Raw genomic sequence first — 17353 nt, 5'->3', positions numbered from 1 at the left:
GTAGGCTGGCCGATCGTTGTACCGCAGCCGGTCGTTGGTCGATTCGCTCGTCAATATCCGGAAAAGGGGATGATTTTGACCCCCGCTGTGGTACGGCGCGACCGGGGGACGCGCAACGTGGCGCAGTCCACACCAAACCGTGGCGGATCCTGCTGCCGCGGACGCGAACGCCCACGACAATGCTTGTGTCTGCGGGCTTTCGTGCCGCGTGGGGCACACGCTCGTTCTTGTAGTGACGGGCACGGGTGTGTGCCGCGATCGGGCGCCCCGGGCGAAGGTCTGAAGGAGCACAACCGATGGGCGAGGGGTACGCATGACTGACACCGGCCAGGTCCCGGGCGAGGGACTGCCGGAGAACGCAGGCATGGTGGAGCAGCCGGGCGTCCCCGCTCCCGGCGCGTACACCTACCTCGACCACTCCGGCAGTGTCCCTGAAGCCGTCACCGAGGACGACGACCTCCTCCTGATGCCGGGCGCGCAGGGGGCGTGGAGCGACCCGCAGGCCGCTGCTGCCCCGCCCACCGCGTCCGAGCCGGCCCCGACGGCGGCTCAGGAAGGGGGCCACGTCCAGCCGGTACCGGTCGCCCAGGACACCTCGGCGGCCCGGTTCGCGCCGGTTCCGGGCACCCAGCCCAGGTACGCCGACGCCGGAGCGGCTGCCGTGCCCGCGCCCGGGCAGCCGCCCGCCCCTGCCGCACAGGAGCAGCAGTACCTGGGCCACGAGCAGCAGTTCCCCACAGCCGAGCAGCACGCCGCCTACGCCCAGGGCGTACCGCAGCAGGCCCTCCACGCGCAGGCGGTCGCCCCGCAGGCGACGGCGGAACAGGCGGTGGCCGGGCAGGCCGTGGACCCGGGGCAGTACGCCGTCCCGGCGGAACCGGCGCCTCACGGCCAGAGCCCCTTGCACGCCAAGCCGGCCGTCCAGGTGCGGCCCGTCGACCAGGGACAGTCCGCTCCGGAACAGCACGGCGCGGCCGAGCAGCCGGCGCACGAGACCGGTGCCCACGAGGCCGGCGGCCGGGACTCCGGCTCCCTCGACCTCGGGGGTGTGCGGATGCCGCCGCCGGCCGTGGCCACGCAGACACCGGCGCGCCGTCCTCTCCACATGGGTCCGCCGGTTCCCGAGGCGAACAGCGGTGTCGTCCGTTCGCTCGCCGACCGAGGCCCCGCCGCCCATCGGGCCGGTGGCAGTGCCGCGCCCCGGCAGAGCGCCGTGGCGGCGCCCGTCGCCGGTCCGCCGACCGGTGGACTGGAGTACCTCGACGTACCGCGCGACGAGGGCGACCTGCTCCCCGGACCGCAGCTGGGTGAGATCCCGCCGCAGGCCACCTCCCCGTGGGCCGCCCAGCAGGCGCAGCCCCACGTCGCCGTGGCCGCGCCCGAGGAGACGGCACCGGAGACGACCGCAGCCGAAACGGTCCCCCCGCAGGCCGTACAGGGATCTGCCGCGGAAGCGGCCGTCCACGCCGCGCAGGCGGCGCCCACCGAGCCGTACCCGGCCGCGGTGCCCGCCGAGGTGCCGCAGGACCCCATGGCCACCGGGCAGTTCGTGCCGGTGGAGGGCTCCCTGCCGACGGGGCCGTCGCTCGCCCCCTCACCGGTGGCCGTGACCGCGCCCGCGCCCGCGTCGGCGGAGCAGGAGCGGGAGGCGGTGACCGGGACCGCCGACGCCACTTCCCCGTCCGCCGCCGAGCCCGCCGTGGGACAGCAGCCGGAGCCCGAGGTCGCGGATGCGCCCCCGGTCGCCGTGGCCGAGCCCGTACCCGCCCCCGAGGCGGAGACGGCGGAGCCCGCGACCGCTCCGGAGCAGACCGCCGCGGCCGCGCCCGGCGAGGCTCCGGAACGGGAGCCCCTGACGGAAGCGGAGGCCGTTGCCACCGTCCCCGCACCCCGCGAGGCGGGGGCGACGGACGGGACCGCCGCCGCCGGGCAGGACGGGCCGGCCGCCGATGCCCCCGACGGCACGCAGCCCACCGCGCCCCCCGCACCGGTGACCGAGGAGAGCCCCGTGGCCGAGCCCGAGCCCGTCGACTCCGTGGCCGCGGCCGCCGGGCAGACGCCGGGTGCCGAGGCCGCAGCGGACGCAGAGCCGCCCGTCGCACCGGCGGCCGCCGACCACGGGACCGCCGGGTCCGTACCGGCCCCCGCGGCGGAACCCGCCCCCGAATCGGAGCCGGGCGCCGAGCCCGGGCCGGCGGCCGAGGCGCAGCCCGGCGTCCAGGCCGAGCCCGCCGGGACCGAGCCGGACCGGGAGGCCGGGGCGGAGCCCGCCGACGAGGGTCTGCACGGCGCCGCCCAGGACATCGAGGCGGATGCCGGGGAGATCCACGGGGCGCCGGCACCGGGGTACGCCGACGCCGAGCGCGAGGCAGTGCTCCGGGTGATGCGTGAGCGCCGCGACATCCGCAACGGCTTCCGCAGCGACCCCATCCCGCACGACGTCCTGCTCCGCGTCCTCGAGGCCGCCCACACCGCGCCGTCCGTCGGCCACTCCCAGCCCTGGGACTTCGTCGTCATCCGCTCCGCCGAGACCCGGCGCTCGATGCACGAACTCGCCCAGCGCCAGCGCGAGGCGTACGCCAAGTCGCTGCCCAAGGGCCGGGCCAAGCAGTTCAAGGAACTGAAGATCGAGGCCATCCTCGACACGCCCGTCAACATCGTCGTGACCGCGGACCCGACGCGCGGCGGCCGCCACACCCTCGGCCGGCACACCCAGCCGCAGATGGCGCCGTACTCGTCCGCCCTGGCCGTCGAGAACCTCTGGCTCGCGGCGCGTGCCGAAGGACTCGGCGTCGGCTGGGTCAGCTTCTTCGACGAGCGGGAGATGGTCCGCGCCCTCGGCCTGCCCGAGCACCTGGAGGTCGTGGCCTACCTGTGCGTGGGCTACGTCGACGAGTTCCCGGAGGAGCCCGAACTGATGCAGGCGGGCTGGTCCAAGCGCCGGCCGCTGTCCTGGGTCGTCCACGAGGAGACGTACGGCCGCCGCGCGCTGCCCGGCGAGGAGCCGCACGACCTGCTCCAGGAGACCGTCTCCAACATCCGCCCGCTGGACGCCAAGGCCCTCGGCGAGGCGTGGGAGCGGCAGAAGCGGATGACCAAGCCCGCGGGCGCGCTCGGCATGCTCGAGATCATCTCCGCGCAGCTGGCCGGACTGTCGCGGATGTGCCCGCCGCCGATCCCGGAGCCCGCGGCCGTCGCGATCTTCGCGGGCGACCACGGGGTGCACGCCCAGGGGGTCACGGCCTGGCCCCAGGAGGTGACCGGCCAGATGGTCGCGAACTTCCTCGGCGGCGGAGCGGTCTGCAACGCCTTCGCCAACCAGGTCGGCGCCGAGGTCTGCGTCATCGACGTCGGCGTCGCGTCCGACCTCCCGGCCACCCCAGGGCTGCTGCCGCGGAAGGTGCGCCCCGGGACGGCCGACTTCACGACCGGCCCCGCGCTCAGCCGCGAGGAGGTCCTCGCCGCGATCGAAGTCGGCATCGAGAGCGCCCGCGACCTGGTCTCCGCGGGCAACAAGGCGCTGCTCACCGGTGAGATGGGCATCGCCAACACCACGGCGTCGGCCGCGTTGATCTCCGTGTACACCGGGGTGGACCCCGCGGAGGTCACCGGGCGCGGCACCGGCATCAACGACGAGATGCACGCGCGGAAGGTCGACGTCGTCCGGCGCGCCCTGGAGCTCCACCAGCCGGACGCGGCCGACCCCGTCGGCGTCCTCGCGGCGGTCGGCGGCCTGGAGCACGCGGCCCTGGTCGGTTTCATCCTGGGCGGAGCGTCGCTGCGTACACCGGTCGTCCTGGACGGCGTCTCGGCGGGCGCGGCCGCGCTCGTCGCCCGGGCGGTGGCGCCCGAGGCACTCGCGGCGTGCATCGCGGGCCACCGCAGCGCCGAACCGGGCCATGTCGCGGCGCTGAACAAGCTGGGCCTGCGTCCTCTGGTGGACCTCGACCTCCGCCTCGGCGAGGGCACGGGCGCGCTGCTCGCCCTCCCCCTCGTCCAGAGCGCGGCCCGCGCGATGCACGAGGTGGCGACGTTCGACTCGGCGGGTGTGACGGAGAAGTAGCGCGGCGCTCGCGCCGCGACCCGGCACCGGCGGTCGGTGCCGGGGCTTCGGCCCTGCTCGGAGCGCGGGGGCTCCCGGGCGCGGAAGCCCCGGGCCGTGAGGCGGGCCACCGCGCCGGGCGGGGCGGGGCCGGGCTTGCCTGGTCCGGCCGTCTCGGGTTCGCGGCGCCATGGCGCGCTGCCGAACTACGGCCTGCGGTTCGGGGGTTGCGCGTGCGGCGTGTCCCGGGCGAAGGCGTCGGGGGTTGCTGTGGAGCCACGGCCTGCGGTTCGGGGGTTGCGTGTGCGGCGTGTCCCGGGCGTAGGCGTCGGGGGTTGCTGTGGGGCCACGGCCTGCGGTTCGGGGGTTGCGTGTGCGGCGTGTCCCGGGCGTAGGCGTCGGGGTTGCTGCGGGGCCACGGCCTGCGGCCCGGGCGGTCGGCCGCGCGCCCCTTCCGGCCGTGAGCGTCCAGGGGTACGGGGGACTCGCATGCCGGTCGGCACGACCCACGGCGCCCCGGCCCAACGGCGGGTGCCGCGGGGCCGGGCGCGCCCATCTCACGCCGGAGCGTCCCGAACACGCTCCTCCGCGCCTCCGGATGCGCCCCCGCTCTGGAAGGACCCGCACCTGCGCACACCCCGCGCCCCCGGGGCGCACCCGGCGGCGAGGGCCCAGCCCGCCCTTGCCCTCGTTGGAGCGCGCCGCCCGGGACCGCGCCCGACCGGCCTGCGCCCGGACAGTCGGCCCGCGCCCGGGGCGGCCAGCCCCGCGACCGCCGACCGGCCTGCCCTCGTCCGCCCCGGCCCGCGCTCGCCGACCGGCCTGCCCCCGTCCGACCGGCCTGCGCCCGCCGACACCCGCCTGCGCCCCGACACCTGCCCGCGACCGGAAACACCTGCCCGCGCCCGGGACACCGCCGCGCCGCCGATGTCCCCGCCCGGGCCCCGGCGCCACCGAACAAGCCCAGCGCGCCCGCAACAGCGCGCCCCGCACCCCGTATCGTGTTCGCCAGGACCGTCCCACCCGTCCCCACCAGCCGCTTCACCGTCGCAGCGGCCCCGCCCGCCGCACCGAGGAGCCGCACCGCCATGGCCGATCCCGGCAAGCACGCCCCGAGCCCCGCGCACCAGCAGCAGGACGCCCGCGAGGAGCACCCCGCCTACCCCGTGGGGCTCCGTCTCGCCGGCCGCCGCGTCGTCGTCCTGGGCGGGGGCCAGGTCGCCCAGCGCCGTCTCCCCGCTCTCATCGCCGCCGGTGCCGACATCACCCTGATCTCGCCGTCCGCGACCCCGTCCGTCGAAGCCATGGCGGAGACGGGCGAGATCACCTGGACCCGGCGCCGCTATCAGGACGGGGACATCGCCGACGCCTGGTACGCGCTGGTCGCCACCAGCGATCCCGTCGCCAACGAGACCGCCTCCGCCGAGGCGGAGAGGACGAAGACCTGGTGCGTGCGGTCCGACGACGCCGAGGCGGCGACCGCCTGGACCCCGGCCACCGGGCGCAGCGAGGGGGTGACGGTCGCGGTGCTCACGGGCCGCGACCCGCGAAGGTCCGCCGCCGTGCGGGACGCCATCGTCGAAGGACTGCGCGACGGTTCCCTCGCCGCGCCGCACAGCCGTGACCGTACGCCCTTCGTCGCCCTCGTCGGCGGCGGGCCGGGCGACCCCGACCTGATCACCGTGCGCGGCCGCCGGCTGCTCGCCGAGGCCGACGTCGTCATCGCCGACCGCCTCGGCCCGCGCGACCTGCTCGACGAACTCCCGCCGCATGTCGAGGTGATCGACGCGGCGAAGATCCCGTACGGCCGTTTCATGGCGCAGGAGGCCATCAACAACGCCCTCGTCGAGCACGCCAAGGCGGGCAGGTCGGTCGTGCGGCTCAAGGGCGGCGACCCGTTCGTCTTCGGCCGCGGCATGGAGGAGGCCCAGGCGCTGGCAGAGGCCGGCATCGCCTGCACGGTCGTGCCGGGCATCTCGAGCTCGATCTCCGTTCCCGGCGCCGCCGGCATCCCGGTCACCCACCGGGGTGTGGCGCACGAGTTCACGGTGGTCAGCGGCCACGTCGCGCCGGACGATCCCCGCTCGCTCGTCGACTGGGAGTCGCTCGCCAAGCTGACCGGCACGCTGGTGATCCTCATGGGCGTCGACAAGATCGGTGCCATCGCCGAGGCCCTCGTCGCCCACGGCAAGGCGCCGGACACCCCGCTCGCCCTGGTGCAGGAAGGCACCACGGCCGCTCAGCGCCGGGTGGACGCGACGCTCGCGACGGTCGCGGAGACGGTCAGGGCGCAGGACGTCCGGCCCCCCGCGGTCATCGTCGTCGGCGACGTCGTCGCCGAGGGCCCCCACAAGTAACCACCGGTAACGCAACTCCGTCCCGCCCGTTGGCACCTCTTCCCGGACAAGGCAGTATCACCCTGTGGCAGATCTCATCACCCTCGACGACCCCGAGGACCCCCGCCTGCGTGACTACACGGGCCTGACCGACGTCGAACTGCGGCGCAGGCGCGAGCCCGCGGAGGGCCTGTTCATCGCCGAGGGGGAGAAGGTCATCCGCCGCGCCCGGCACGCCGGTTACGAGATGCGGTCGATGCTGCTCTCCGCCAAGTGGGTCGACGTCATGCGCGACGTCATCGACGAGGTCCCGGCCCCGGTCTACGCGGTCAGCCCGGACCTCGCCGAACGCGTCACCGGCTACCACGTCCACCGGGGCGCCCTCGCCTCCATGCAGCGCAAGCCGCTGCCGTCGGCCGGCGAGCTCCTGCAGAACGCCCGCCGCGTCGTGATCATGGAATCGGTCAACGACCACACCAACATCGGGGCGATCTTCCGCAGCGCCGCCGCCCTCGGGATGGACGCGGTGCTGCTCTCGCCCGACTGCGCCGACCCGCTCTACCGGCGCTCGGTGAAGGTCTCGATGGGCGCCGTGTTCTCCGTTCCGTACGCCCGCCTCGAATCCTGGCCCAAGGGTCTGGAGACCGTACGGGAGTCGGGCTTCAAGCTGCTCGCGCTCACCCCGGACGAGAAGGCGTCGGCGATCGACGAGGCCGCTCCCCACCGGCTGGACCGGGTCGCGCTGATGCTCGGCGCGGAGGGCGAGGGGCTCTCCACGAAGGCACTGATGGCGGCCGACGAGTGGGTGCGCATCCCGATGGCCCACGGCGTGGACTCACTCAACGTCGGTGCGGCGGCGGCGGTGGCGTTCTACGCGGTGGCCACGGGCCGCCCCGGGAGCTGACTAGCCCCGCAGCCCCTGCGCGACCGTGATGCCGAGCGCCACGACGAGCGTCACCACGACGAACACGAAGATCCGCTGACGCAGCAGCCGGGGATTGGCCGGTCTGCGTCCCGTCGACGTCGTCCTCGTCCCCGGCCGTGACGCGGGCCGGCCGCCGGTCTGCGCGCCGCCCCGCGACTGCGGCGGCCGCGAGCCGCCCGTACGGGATGCCTGCTGCCTCGGCATCCGCTCGCGGGAGGCGGCGGACCCCGTGCTCCCCCCGGTGCCGGGCGGCCTGCCCTGGGTGGTCCGCTCCGTGTACCGCGCGGTGCGACGGCCCGACGGCAGTTCCTGCTCGGTGCGTTCCCGCTGCGCCGGGGGACGCACCTCGGAAAGCCCTTGGGCCTCGCGGGCCGCGATCTCCTTGAGCCGCATGGACAGCTGCAGGGTGCTGGGCCGCTCGTCGGGGTCCTTCGCCAGACAGGCGTGCAGCAGGGGGGCCAGCGCGTCCGGAACGCCGTGCAGCTGCGGTTCCTCGTGCACCACCCGGTAGAGCATCACCTCGGAACTGCCGTGTCCGAAGGGGGAGTCACCCGTGGCGGCGTACGCCAGCGTGGCCCCCAGCGAGAAGACGTCCGTCGCGGGGGTGACAGCGGCGCCGCGCACCTGCTCGGGAGCGAGGAAGCCGGGGGAGCCGACCGCCGTGCCCACATGGGTGAGGGTGCTCGCGCCGGTGGCCCAGGCGATGCCGAAGTCGATGATCCGGGGGCCCTTGGGGGAGAGGAGGATGTTCGACGGCTTGAGGTCCCGGTGGACCACCCCGGCTTCGTGGACGGCCACGAGCCCCTCGGAGAGCGCCGCCCCGACGGCTGCCGTCTCGGCGGCGGACAGCAGACCCTCCCCGGCCACCCTGTCGTGCAGGGACGGACCGGGTACGTACTGGGTGGCGAACCAGGGCCGGTCCGCCTCGAGGTCCGCGGCGACCAGCCGCGCCGTGCAGCCGCCCCGGATGCGCCGGGCCGCCGACACCTCGCGGGCGAAGCGGGACCGGAACTCCTGGTCCTCGGCGAGGTCCGGCCGGATCACCTTCAGCGCGACGCGCTGACCGCGGCGGTCCGAACCGAGGTACACGACCCCCATACCGCCGGCGCCGAGCCGCCGGTGCAGCCTGAACGAGCCGACGACACGCGGATCCTCGCGCCGGAGCCGCATCATCGCCATGTTCATCCCCGCCGGCCGGTGGTCCTTCTGACGTGGCACAGCTTACGTACCCGCGGGCCGGTGTGCTCATAGGCCGCGCCCTCGCGGGCCGATCGATTGTCAGTGCCCGGTGGGAGAATTGAGGAGTGGTCAGGAGCCCCCGGAATCCAGGGCCGCTGACCCGTGTGCGATCCCAATGAGGCGTGGCAGAAGGGGGATTGGATCGATGAAGGGTGACCGCGTGGAGATAGTCGTGGACGCGGGGGACACGACGAGGACGTACGAAGTGGTGGCAAGCCGGGCGGGCCGACGGGTCGAGACAGCGGTCCGGCGAGGGGTGGTCGAAGTGAGCGAAGTCACGCGTTCCGGTTCCATCGTGCGAACGGCCCGCTTCATGGCCAACCGGGTGCTGGCGCTGGTCGAGCAGCCCGTGCCCGCCGAGGCGCCCGGAGACAGCCGCCCCCTCCGGGAAGACCCCCATACCTAGGTCCACTTCTCCACCCAGGGGAGTACACGCGGCCGGGTGGACTCATCCTCCTGGAGGCCCGTCAATCGGTACGCGGGCATGACGTGGAGGACCGCCCGGCTCCCTAGTGTTGAGGTCAAGCGGCGGGGGCGGCACTCGTCCCCCGAGGTCACGCACCCGCCGCTGCCAACTCGACGGGAGAGGAACCATGGCGGACACGGCATCGCGGACCATGATCCGCACGGAGGGGCGCAAGGCCTTCGCCGCGTTCGACGGCCGCCCCGGCGGCCGTCGCCACCCGCTGGTCGCCACGGCCATGGTCCTCCCCCTCGCAACCCTGCTCGTCGTCGTCTTCGGCGGCTGGGAAGCAGTGGTCACACAGGCGTCGTCCGTGGGCGTGATGCTGGGGCGCTGAGCGGCGCCCCGGGCCCGGGAGAGCGGCCCGGGCCGGGGACATCCCACCCGAAACCCCGTGGGGACGGGGGTGCGGCGGGCGACAGCGATCGGCCGGCCAGCTGGGGAGCTGGCCGGCCGGCGCTATTTCTCCCTCTCCCGGGGGGTGTTGCCACGGAGCTTCTGCCCGGGACGTCGCGGCCGAGAGGTCCCCGGCCTTCCGGCCCCGGGCGACGGCCCTGCCGTCCGGCCGTGTGCCCGGCATGGGCGTCCCCGGCGTTCCAGGCGTTCCAGGCGTGCCCGGCGTTCCCGGCGGGCAAGGTGTGCCCCGGCGTTCAGGGCGTTCCCGGCGGTGAAGGCGTGCCCCGGCCCTGGCCCCGCGGCGGCGGACAGGCAGTCGCGCCCGCTCTCGCTCATGCCCGGTTGGCGACTTCGACGCCACCGGAGTCCGTCCGGTCCTGTCCGTCCGGTCCGTGGCTTGTGACCGGCTTCGGGTCCGCCGGGGCCCGGCGCGGTCCTGCGCATCGCGTCCGGGCCCGGTTCTCCGTTGGTGCCCGGCCCCGGCGGCGTGGCCCCGCCGGTCCGTGTCCGGCCCGCCTCCCGTCGCGTCGGCCGTCGGGGCGGGGCCCCGCCGGAGGGCCGGACGTCCCTGCCCGTACCCTCGGCGCGTGGAGCAGAGCGATCGCGCGCTGGTGCGTGCCCTGTCGGAGGTGGCGCGGGAGGCGGCGCATGTGCCGGGCCCGCGGGACGCGTGCCGGGCCTGCGGGCAGGACGCGGACGTGCTGGCCGAGCGGGCCGACGCGGTCGTCGTACGCCACGGCCGTGCCGTCGCCAAGGCTCACGCGCCCTGGACCGACCCCGCCGACCACCGCATACGGGTCGCCCTCGCCGCGCACCCCCGGCTCGCCGGGATCCTGCTGCCGCCCGTCCTGGACGCCGCCACCCTCGGCGAGCGCCCCGTCACCACCTGGCCCTACGGCAGCCCCGTCGACCCCTCCGACCCGGACGCGGCCCCCTGGGAGGAGGCCGCGGCACTACTCGCCCGGCTCCACACCGTGCCGCTCGACGCACTGCCCGGCCCACTGCCGGTGATGCGGGGGCCGGCCAAGGCGGCCGCCGCGGTCGCCCGGATGCACACGGCCGCCCCCGCGCATCCCGCCGCGTGCGCCGTGCTCGGCGCCTGGCACCGGCTGCCGGCCTGGGCGCGGGACGAAGGTCCCGCACCCGTTCCCGCCCGGCTGTGCCACGGCGACCTGCATCTGGGCCAGTTGGTCCGCCACCCCGCAGGCGACGGCGCCTGGCACCTCATCGACGTCGACGACCTCGGTCTCGGCGACCCCGCCTGGGACCTCGCCCGCCCCGCCGCCTGGTTCGCGGCGGGCCTCCTCGCACCGGACGACTGGGCGCGGTTCCTCGGCGCGTACCGTGTGGCAGGCGGCCCCGCGGCGGGGCCCGCCGGAGCCGACCCGTGGCCGCCGCTCGACGTCCCGGCCCGCGCCCTGACCGTCCAGGCCGCCGCCCTCGCCGTGGCGAAGAGCACCGCCGAGTCGCGCGATCTCGACGACGCGGAAAGGGCGATGACCGACGCTTGCGCCCGAATTGCCTCTCTCCCACCCGAGTTGGACGACATGATCCCGTCGTAGTGTGGGAACGGGATCACCCAATGAGACCGAGCGGCGAGGAGCTGACCCAACGATGCAGTGTCCCAAGTGCCATGCACCCATGCACACGTACAACCGCAACGGCGTCCAGATCGAGCAGTGCAGCGGCTGCCGGGGGATATTCCTGGACTACGGGGAACTGGAGGCGCTGACCCGGCTGGAGAGCCAGTGGGGGCAGCAGGCCCCGCCGCCGCCGCCCGCAGCGCAGGGCTACCCGGCGCCCGCGCAGCCGGCCTGGGGTGCCCCGCACCACGGTCACCACGGCGGACACCACCGTCAGCGCGGCTTCGGCAGGATGCTCTTCTCGTCCTGACCGCCGGGCCGCCCCGGAAGCGGTTCCTCCCGGCAGCGGCCGACCGGCAGCGGCCGGACGCCCGGGGCGCGGGCCGTGGCTCCGCACCCACGACGCCGGGCACCCACGACGGAGCCCCCGGCCGCTCAGTGCGGCCGGGGGCTCCGGGCTGTGGACGATACTGGGATTGAACCAGTGACCTCTTCCGTGTCAGGGAAGCGCTCTCCCGCTGAGCTAATCGTCCTCGGGGCCACGGCCCGGAGACCGTGGGTGCTGCGTGTGCTGCGTGTGCTGCGTGGACGATACTGGGATTGAACCAGTGACCTCTTCCGTGTCAGGGAAGCGCTCTCCCGCTGAGCTAATCGTCCTCGGGATCACGGCCCGGAGGCCGTGGGTGCTGCGTGTGCTGCGTGGACGATACTGGGATTGAACCAGTGACCTCTTCCGTGTCAGGGAAGCGCTCTCCCGCTGAGCTAATCGTCCTTGGAGGTGGAGACGGGATTTGAACCCGTGTAGACGGCTTTGCAGGCCGTTGCCTCGCCTCTCGGCCACTCCACCCCGGAGTGCGGGGGTCGGGAAGATCCCCCTCTTCGAGCGGACGACGAGATTCGAACTCGCGACCCTCACCTTGGCAAGGTGATGCTCTACCAACTGAGCCACGTCCGCTTGTCGTTTCCGGTCCGCTTCCGCGTCCCGGCGACGTGTTGAACTTTAGCGGATTCCTGGGCCAGCACAAAAACGCGTTTCCGCAGCGTGCTGAGCTGTGCTCACGCGGGGTTCGTCCCCGGGTGCGCGCCGGAGCGGCCGCCGGGGGCCCGCCATAGACTCACAGCCGTGCACGACCTCGCTCCCATGGCCCGCTTCGGCGGCCTCTTCGCCACCGACCTCAGGGATGTCACCAGCGACCCCGAGGCACTGGACTCGTCCGGCTTCTGGGCCGTCGCAGCCGACTTCGAAGGGCGTCTGACCTGCGCCCGCTTCGGGGACGTCCGCCAGGCGCCGGTGCCCGTCCCGGACCCGGAACGCTGGCGCGGCCCCGCCCCCGGCGACTGGACCTCCTCCCTGGACCGGGCCGCGTACACCGAGGGCGTGCGACGTATCCGCGAGCACATCGCGGCCGGCGAGGTCTACCAGGCGAACCTCTGCCGGGTGCTGTCGGCCCCGCTGCCCGATCCCGCCGCAGCCGACGTCGACGCCCTGACCGCGCTCCTCGCGCGCGGCAACCCGGCCCCGTACGCGGGAACGATCAGGCTCCCCGCGCACGGTGTGGAGATCGCCACCGCCTCGCCCGAGCTCTATCTGCGCCGCGAGGGGAGCACGGTCGAGTCCGGGCCGATCAAGGGCACCGGCCGCACGGCCGCGGACCTGCTGGAGAAGGACCACGCCGAGAACGTGATGATCGTGGACCTGGTCCGCAACGACCTCGGCCGTGTCTGCGCCTCGGGGTCGGTGACCGTCCCGGCCCTGTGCGCCGTCGAGGCCCACCCCGGCCTGGTCCACCTCGTCTCCACCGTCCGGGGCGAGCTGGTGGCGGGCGCGGGATGGCGCGAGCTGCTGGACGCCACCTTTCCGCCCGGCTCGGTCACCGGTGCGCCGAAGTCCAGCGCGCTGCGGATCCTCGCCGAGCTGGAGACGGCACCCCGCGGCCCGTACTGCGGCGGCATCGGCTGGGTCGACGCCGACCGGGGCACCGGCGAGCTCGCCGTGGGCATACGCACCTTCTGGATCGACCGTGCCCCCGGAGTGCTCCGCTTCGGCACCGGCGCGGGGATCACCTGGGGCTCCGACCCGGAGAGGGAGTGGGACGAGACCGAGCTGAAGGCGGCCCGGCTGCTCGCGGTAGCGTCGGGAACGTACGTGCAGAGTGGAAGGACCGCGTGATGAGGATCTGGGTCAACGGCGGACTGCGGGACGCCGACGACGCCCTGGTTTCCGTGTTCGACCACGGGCTGACCGTGGGCGACGGAATCTTCGAGACCGTGAAGGCGACCGACGGCCGCCTCTTCGCCCTCACCCGCCACCTCGACCGGCTCACCCGCTCGGCCCGCGGCCTCGGCCTGCCCGACCCGGACCACGACGAGGTGCGCCGTGCCTGCGAGGCCGTGATCGAGGCCAACCCCATGCCGCTGGGCCGGCTGCGGATCACCTACACGGGCGGGCTCTCGCCTCTCGGCTCCGACCGCGGCGACAAGGGCCCCTCCCTCGTCGTCGCCCTCGCCGCGGCCACGCGAAGGCCCGACACCACCGCCGTGATCACCGTGCCGTGGACCCGCAACGAGCGCGGTGCGCTGGCAGGGCTGAAGACCACTTCGTACGCCGAGAACGTCGTCGCCCTCGCCCGGGCCCATGAGCAGGGCGCGTCCGAGGCGATCTTCGCCAACACCGTCGGGCAGCTGTGCGAGGGCACCGGCTCGAACATCTTCGTCGTCGTCGACGGCCAGTTGTTCACCCCGCCCCTCTCCTCGGGCTGCCTCGCCGGGATCACCCGCGCCCTGACCGCGGACTGGACCGGGGCACAGGAGGCGGACCTGCCGATGGACGTGCTGGAGCGTGCCGAGGAGATCTTCCTGACCTCCTCGACCCGCGACGTCCAGGCCGTCCACCGTGTCGACGGCCGCGAGCTGCCCGGGGCCCCCGGGCCCCTGACGGCCAAGGCCATGCGGATCTTCGAGGAGCACGCCGCCGCGGACCCCGATCCCCTGCCCTGAGGGACTGAGCCCGTACGGGCATGGTGACGGGTGGCCCGGGGACAGGTAGAACACCCCTGATGACCACCACCCTGCGGCCGACCGGGCCGCTTCAGCGGGGCGCGGACGGCGCCATGGCACGCGGCTACGACGTCTGTGTCAACGGCAGGCCCGTGGGCACCGTCGAGCTCGCCCGCGACCCGGACGCCGGTCCGCCCACGGGCGTGCTGCGGTCCCTGCGGATCGACGAGGCCGACCGGGGTCGCGGCCGGGGCACGGTCGCGGCCCTCGCCGCCGAGGAGGTGCTGCGCGGCTGGGGCTGCACGCGCATCGTCACCGTCGTCCCCGCGGAGGCCGCCGCCGCGCTGCGTCTGGCCGGCGCGCTCTGGTACGCCGAGAGCGGCCGCACGCTGTCCAAGGAGGCGCCGCCCGAGCCGCCCGAGCTGCCCGGGGGAGTGGACGGCCGCCCCCTCACGGACGAGGAGTTCCGCTCGTGGCGGGCGGGTGCCGTGGAGCGGTACGCACGCACCTGGACGGAACGGGGCCTGCCCGAGGACCGGGCCCGCGCCCGGTCCGAGGCCGACCACCGCGAGAAGCTGCCCCACGGCGCCGCGACGCGTGGCGCGTTCCTGCGGGCCCTGGTCGTGGACGGCGCCGCCGTGGGCCACGTCTGGGTCGCTGAGCGCCCGCCGCGCCCGGGGGAGCGGGGCGCGTACGTGTACGACGTGCACGTCGGCGAGGGGCACCGCGGCCAGGGGTACGGCCGGGCCCTGATGCTGGTCGCGGAGCGGCTCGCCCACGCGGCCGGCGCCCCCGAGCTCCGACTGCACGTCGCTTCCGGCAACATCCCGGCCGCCGGCCTCTACGCGTCACTCGGCTACCGGCCCGTGCTCCACCACTTGACCAAGCCCCTGCTCTAGACCGGCTCCGCGAGGATCGGCCCGTCTCACCGGCACAGCCCCGGGCCTTGTCGCCGGGACCGTCCGGCCTGCCCGGCACGACCTCGCCGCGCCGGGCCTGTCCGTCCCGTCGACACGACCCCGCCGCGTTGCCGGATCCGTCCGGCCCACCGGTACGACCCCGCCGCGCGCCGGCGGGCTGTTCGCGTCGAGCGGGTCCGTCCCGGTGCGTTCCGCCGCGCCGACCGCCCGGCGCGCTACCCGTCCCGCCGTCCCCTCGGTACAGGCTCCGCCGGGCCGGCGGGCCCGCCCGAGTGGACCCGGCACTCCGACCGCGGGGGCCCGGACCGGATGCCGTGGGCCGCCGTCCGGGCGGAAGGGGTTGCCTCGGGGGGCGCTGCGGGCCGCCGGGGCCGCCGCGGGCGCCGACCTCAACCCGCGAGGAGCCGGTCGGCGATCTCCTCGATGCGCTCGCGCAGCCCCTCCTGGCTCTTGCCGCCGTCGAGCCGCTCGTCGCCGATGACGTACGTCGGGGTGCCGGTGACACCGATCGCCTTGCCCTCGGCCTGGTCGGCGTCGACGATCAGGATGTGCCGTCCGTCGACGAGGGCGGTGTCGAACTCGTCGGCGTCCAGACCGAGTTCACCGGCGATCCGGACCAGGAACGGCTCGCCCTCGCGGTCCAGCTCCTCGACCCGGGCGAGCACGGCCTCCACGTACTCCCAGCCCTTGCCCTGTTCGACGGCCTCCTCCGCGGCCTGCGCGGCGGCGAAGGCGTGCTTGTGCTTCTCCAGCGGGAAGTGGCGCAGCCGCAGCTCCAGCCCGTCGCCGTAGCGTGCGCGCAGGGCCCGCAGATCGGAGAGGGCGGTACGGCAGTCGGGGCACTGCAGCTCGCACCAGACGTCCAGGACGACGGGGGCGGGGGAGGAGTCGCTCATGGGAGCCAGTCTTCCAGCCGCGGCGACCGGGCCCCAACCCGGATCTGCCCGGCACCTGAGGAGGAGGGCGTCCCGGAGATCTCCCTGAGGTGGGACGGGGGCGTGGCCCCGGCCCCGCCGCCCGGTGCAGGATGGAGGTGACCGCTGTCCCCGGGGCGTCCCTCCGGGGTTGCCCTTCCGCCCGTCAGGAGGACCGGATGCTTGCCGAGACGTTGTGTGCCGCGGTGTCCGCGGCAGGGCTGGGCGTCGCCGCGGTCGCGGCGTACCGGAAGCGCTTCCTCACGGCGGCCCGGATCGCGGCGTACGCGCTGGTCCCCCTGGGCCTCGTCCTGACGGGCGTCGTCGAATGGGCGGCCGGCACGGTGTTCAGCCCCACGGCCTGGGTCGGCGTGGGCGTGCTGGGTGCTGCGTGGGGCCTGTTCATGACCACGCGCGCCGTGGAGCGGCGCCGGTTGGCCAAGGCGCCCGCTGAGGACGGCGCCGGCCACCGGAGCGCGGTCGCGCCCTCGGCCTCGGCGCCCGCGCTGGGCAAGGCAGGCCGCCCGGCCGCTCAGCCCGATGGGACCGCCGGGCCCAAGGGGAGGAAGCAGTCCGCCGCAGGCGCGGACGACGACTTCAGCGACATCGAGGCCATCCTCAAGAAGCACGGCATCTGACCCGCTGGTGACACGGCATCCGTGCCGCGGGAGGCGGCCGGTCCCCGCGGTCCGCGGTCCCGGCGGTGGACGGCACCACGGGATCCGGTGAACTGCCCCGGCGTTCACGCGTGTTGGTCGATCATCGGGGCCCGTCCTGCGTCATCATCACCCCGAGATGCTGGATACCTCCCGGGGCCAGGCCCCCGCCCCCTCAGACGAGCCGCGTGGCTGTCTCTTCGCGCTCTCCCAGCCGCCCCTGATGATCTTCCTCGGGGTGATCGGCTGTCTTCTGCTCATGGCCGCGGTCCACGACCTCTTCCTGCTGTGAGGCGACCGTGACGCGACCGGAACTCAGCCGGCCGCTTCCCTGCGGCGCGCCCGGTAGGCGGCGACGTGCAGGCGGTTGCCGCAGGTACGGCTGTCGCAGTAGCGGCGCGAGCGATTGCGGGACAGATCGACGAAGGCGCGGCCGCAGTCCGGGGCCTCGCAGCGCCGCAGCCGCTCCTGCTCGCCCGCCACGATCATGAACGCCAGGGCCATGCCGCAGTCGGCCGCGAGGTGCTCGGCGACCGACGCGCCGGGCGCGAAGTAGTGCACGTGCCAGTCGTAGCCGTCGTGGTCGGTCAGCTGCGGCGTGGTCCCCGCCGAGGTCACGAGCCGGTTGATGAGTTCGGCTGCGGTGCGGGCGTCCGGAGCCGCGAACACCTCCTCGAACCGGCTCCGCACCTCGAGCACGGCGTTCAGATCGTGTTCGCCGAGTTCACCCACGTCACTGATGTTGTACTTCTTCACGAACGTGTACAGCGACGGCACGTCCCCGAGCTCGTCGACCTCGGGGCTGCCGGCGCGCTCGGGCGCGGTGTTCACCAGATCGACGACGATGTCGAGGGCGATGCGGGTGTCGTGAGGGATCAGCAC

Annotated in this window: 15 protein-coding genes and 5 tRNA genes; 12 read left to right on the top strand and 8 right to left on the bottom strand. The window is 74.7% G+C overall.

Features of this window, described 5'->3' with window-relative positions; all coding sequences use genetic code 11:
• Positions 1-313 precede the first annotated feature (313 nt).
• The 3 genes from cobT to QRN89_RS05830 all read left to right on the top strand — a co-directional run bounded on the left by cobT (position 314) and on the right by QRN89_RS05830 (position 7282).
• Complete coding sequence (gene cobT / locus QRN89_RS05840; protein ID WP_290348277.1) at positions 314-4063, top strand: nicotinate-nucleotide--dimethylbenzimidazole phosphoribosyltransferase; 3750 nt, start codon at positions 314-316, stop codon at positions 4061-4063.
• A 1067-nt stretch (positions 4064-5130) separates the two neighbouring features.
• Positions 5131-6399, top strand: coding sequence for a uroporphyrinogen-III C-methyltransferase (gene cobA / locus QRN89_RS05835; RefSeq protein ID WP_290348276.1), 1269 nt, complete (start codon positions 5131-5133; stop codon positions 6397-6399).
• Between the two features lie 64 nt (positions 6400-6463).
• Complete coding sequence (locus tag QRN89_RS05830) at positions 6464-7282, top strand: TrmH family RNA methyltransferase (protein WP_290348275.1); 819 nt, start codon at positions 6464-6466, stop codon at positions 7280-7282.
• On the opposite strand, the gene QRN89_RS05825 is transcribed toward QRN89_RS05830, so the two are convergent.
• Positions 7283-8488 carry a serine/threonine-protein kinase gene (locus QRN89_RS05825; protein WP_290353579.1) on the bottom strand — a complete coding sequence of 402 codons (1206 nt, stop codon included), beginning with the start codon at positions 8486-8488 and terminating at the stop codon, positions 7283-7285.
• 199 nt (positions 8489-8687) lie between these two features.
• On the opposite strand from QRN89_RS05825, the gene QRN89_RS05820 reads away from it, so the two are divergent.
• The 4 genes from QRN89_RS05820 to QRN89_RS05805 all read left to right on the top strand — a co-directional run bounded on the left by QRN89_RS05820 (position 8688) and on the right by QRN89_RS05805 (position 11294).
• A complete protein-coding gene (locus QRN89_RS05820) occupies positions 8688-8948 on the top strand; it encodes a DUF8836 family protein (protein ID WP_290348274.1) in 261 nt (86 codons plus the stop codon).
• A gap of 187 nt (positions 8949-9135) precedes the next feature.
• A complete protein-coding gene (locus QRN89_RS05815; protein WP_290348273.1) occupies positions 9136-9342 on the top strand; it encodes a hypothetical protein in 207 nt (68 codons plus the stop codon).
• Between the two features lie 670 nt (positions 9343-10012).
• Positions 10013-10963: a phosphotransferase family protein gene (locus tag QRN89_RS05810; protein WP_290353577.1), complete on the top strand. Its 951-nt coding sequence runs from the start codon at positions 10013-10015 to the stop codon at positions 10961-10963.
• Between the two features lie 52 nt (positions 10964-11015).
• Positions 11016-11294 (top strand): TFIIB-type zinc ribbon-containing protein, encoded by a 279-nt coding sequence (locus QRN89_RS05805; protein WP_290348272.1) that lies wholly within the window; start codon positions 11016-11018, stop codon positions 11292-11294.
• 151 nt (positions 11295-11445) lie between these two features.
• Here the strand turns inward: QRN89_RS05805 and QRN89_RS05800 are convergent.
• The 5 genes from QRN89_RS05800 to QRN89_RS05780 form a co-directional block, all read right to left on the bottom strand.
• Positions 11446-11517, bottom strand: a tRNA-Val gene (locus QRN89_RS05800).
• Positions 11518-11569: 52 nt separating this feature from the next.
• Positions 11570-11641: transfer RNA gene (locus tag QRN89_RS05795), tRNA-Val, on the bottom strand.
• A 43-nt stretch (positions 11642-11684) separates the two neighbouring features.
• Positions 11685-11756 (bottom strand) — tRNA-Val (locus QRN89_RS05790).
• A gap of 1 nt (position 11757) precedes the next feature.
• Positions 11758-11831, bottom strand: a tRNA-Cys gene (locus QRN89_RS05785).
• 35 nt (positions 11832-11866) lie between these two features.
• Positions 11867-11939: transfer RNA gene (locus QRN89_RS05780), tRNA-Gly, on the bottom strand.
• Between the two features lie 168 nt (positions 11940-12107).
• Here QRN89_RS05780 and QRN89_RS05775 point away from each other — a divergent pair.
• Genes QRN89_RS05775 through QRN89_RS05765 form a run of 3 tightly spaced genes read left to right on the top strand, consistent with a single transcriptional unit; the run spans position 12108 to position 14880 of the window.
• A complete protein-coding gene (locus tag QRN89_RS05775; RefSeq protein WP_290348271.1) occupies positions 12108-13154 on the top strand; it encodes a chorismate-binding protein in 1047 nt (348 codons plus the stop codon).
• Complete coding sequence (locus QRN89_RS05770; RefSeq protein ID WP_290348270.1) at positions 13154-13981, top strand: aminotransferase class IV; 828 nt, start codon at positions 13154-13156, stop codon at positions 13979-13981. Before QRN89_RS05775 ends, QRN89_RS05770 begins: the two co-directional genes overlap by 1 nt.
• A 59-nt stretch (positions 13982-14040) precedes the next feature.
• Positions 14041-14880: a GNAT family N-acetyltransferase gene (locus tag QRN89_RS05765; protein WP_290348269.1), complete on the top strand. Its 840-nt coding sequence runs from the start codon at positions 14041-14043 to the stop codon at positions 14878-14880.
• 410 nt (positions 14881-15290) lie between these two features.
• Here QRN89_RS05765 and QRN89_RS05760 read toward each other — a convergent pair whose 3' ends face one another.
• A complete protein-coding gene (locus tag QRN89_RS05760; RefSeq protein ID WP_290348268.1) occupies positions 15291-15797 on the bottom strand; it encodes a DsbA family protein in 507 nt (168 codons plus the stop codon).
• Between the two features lie 197 nt (positions 15798-15994).
• Between QRN89_RS05760 and QRN89_RS05755 the strand changes: the two genes are divergently transcribed.
• Both QRN89_RS05755 and QRN89_RS05750 read left to right on the top strand, forming a co-directional pair.
• On the top strand, positions 15995-16453 hold the full coding sequence (locus tag QRN89_RS05755; RefSeq protein ID WP_290348267.1) for a hypothetical protein: 459 nt from the start codon (positions 15995-15997) through the stop codon (positions 16451-16453).
• A 157-nt stretch (positions 16454-16610) separates the two neighbouring features.
• Positions 16611-16763: a hypothetical protein gene (locus QRN89_RS05750; RefSeq protein WP_017945528.1), complete on the top strand. Its 153-nt coding sequence runs from the start codon at positions 16611-16613 to the stop codon at positions 16761-16763.
• A 23-nt stretch (positions 16764-16786) separates the two neighbouring features.
• On the opposite strand, the gene QRN89_RS05745 is transcribed toward QRN89_RS05750, so the two are convergent.
• Positions 16787-17353: a CGNR zinc finger domain-containing protein gene (locus QRN89_RS05745; protein WP_290348266.1), complete on the bottom strand. Its 567-nt coding sequence runs from the start codon at positions 17351-17353 to the stop codon at positions 16787-16789.

Source organism: Streptomyces sp. HUAS CB01 (assembly GCF_030406905.1).
Lineage (GTDB): Bacteria > Actinomycetota > Actinomycetes > Streptomycetales > Streptomycetaceae > Streptomyces > Streptomyces chengbuensis.
The sequence above is the reverse complement of the archived record's forward strand: the minus strand, read 5'-3'. Positions and strand labels throughout refer to the sequence as shown.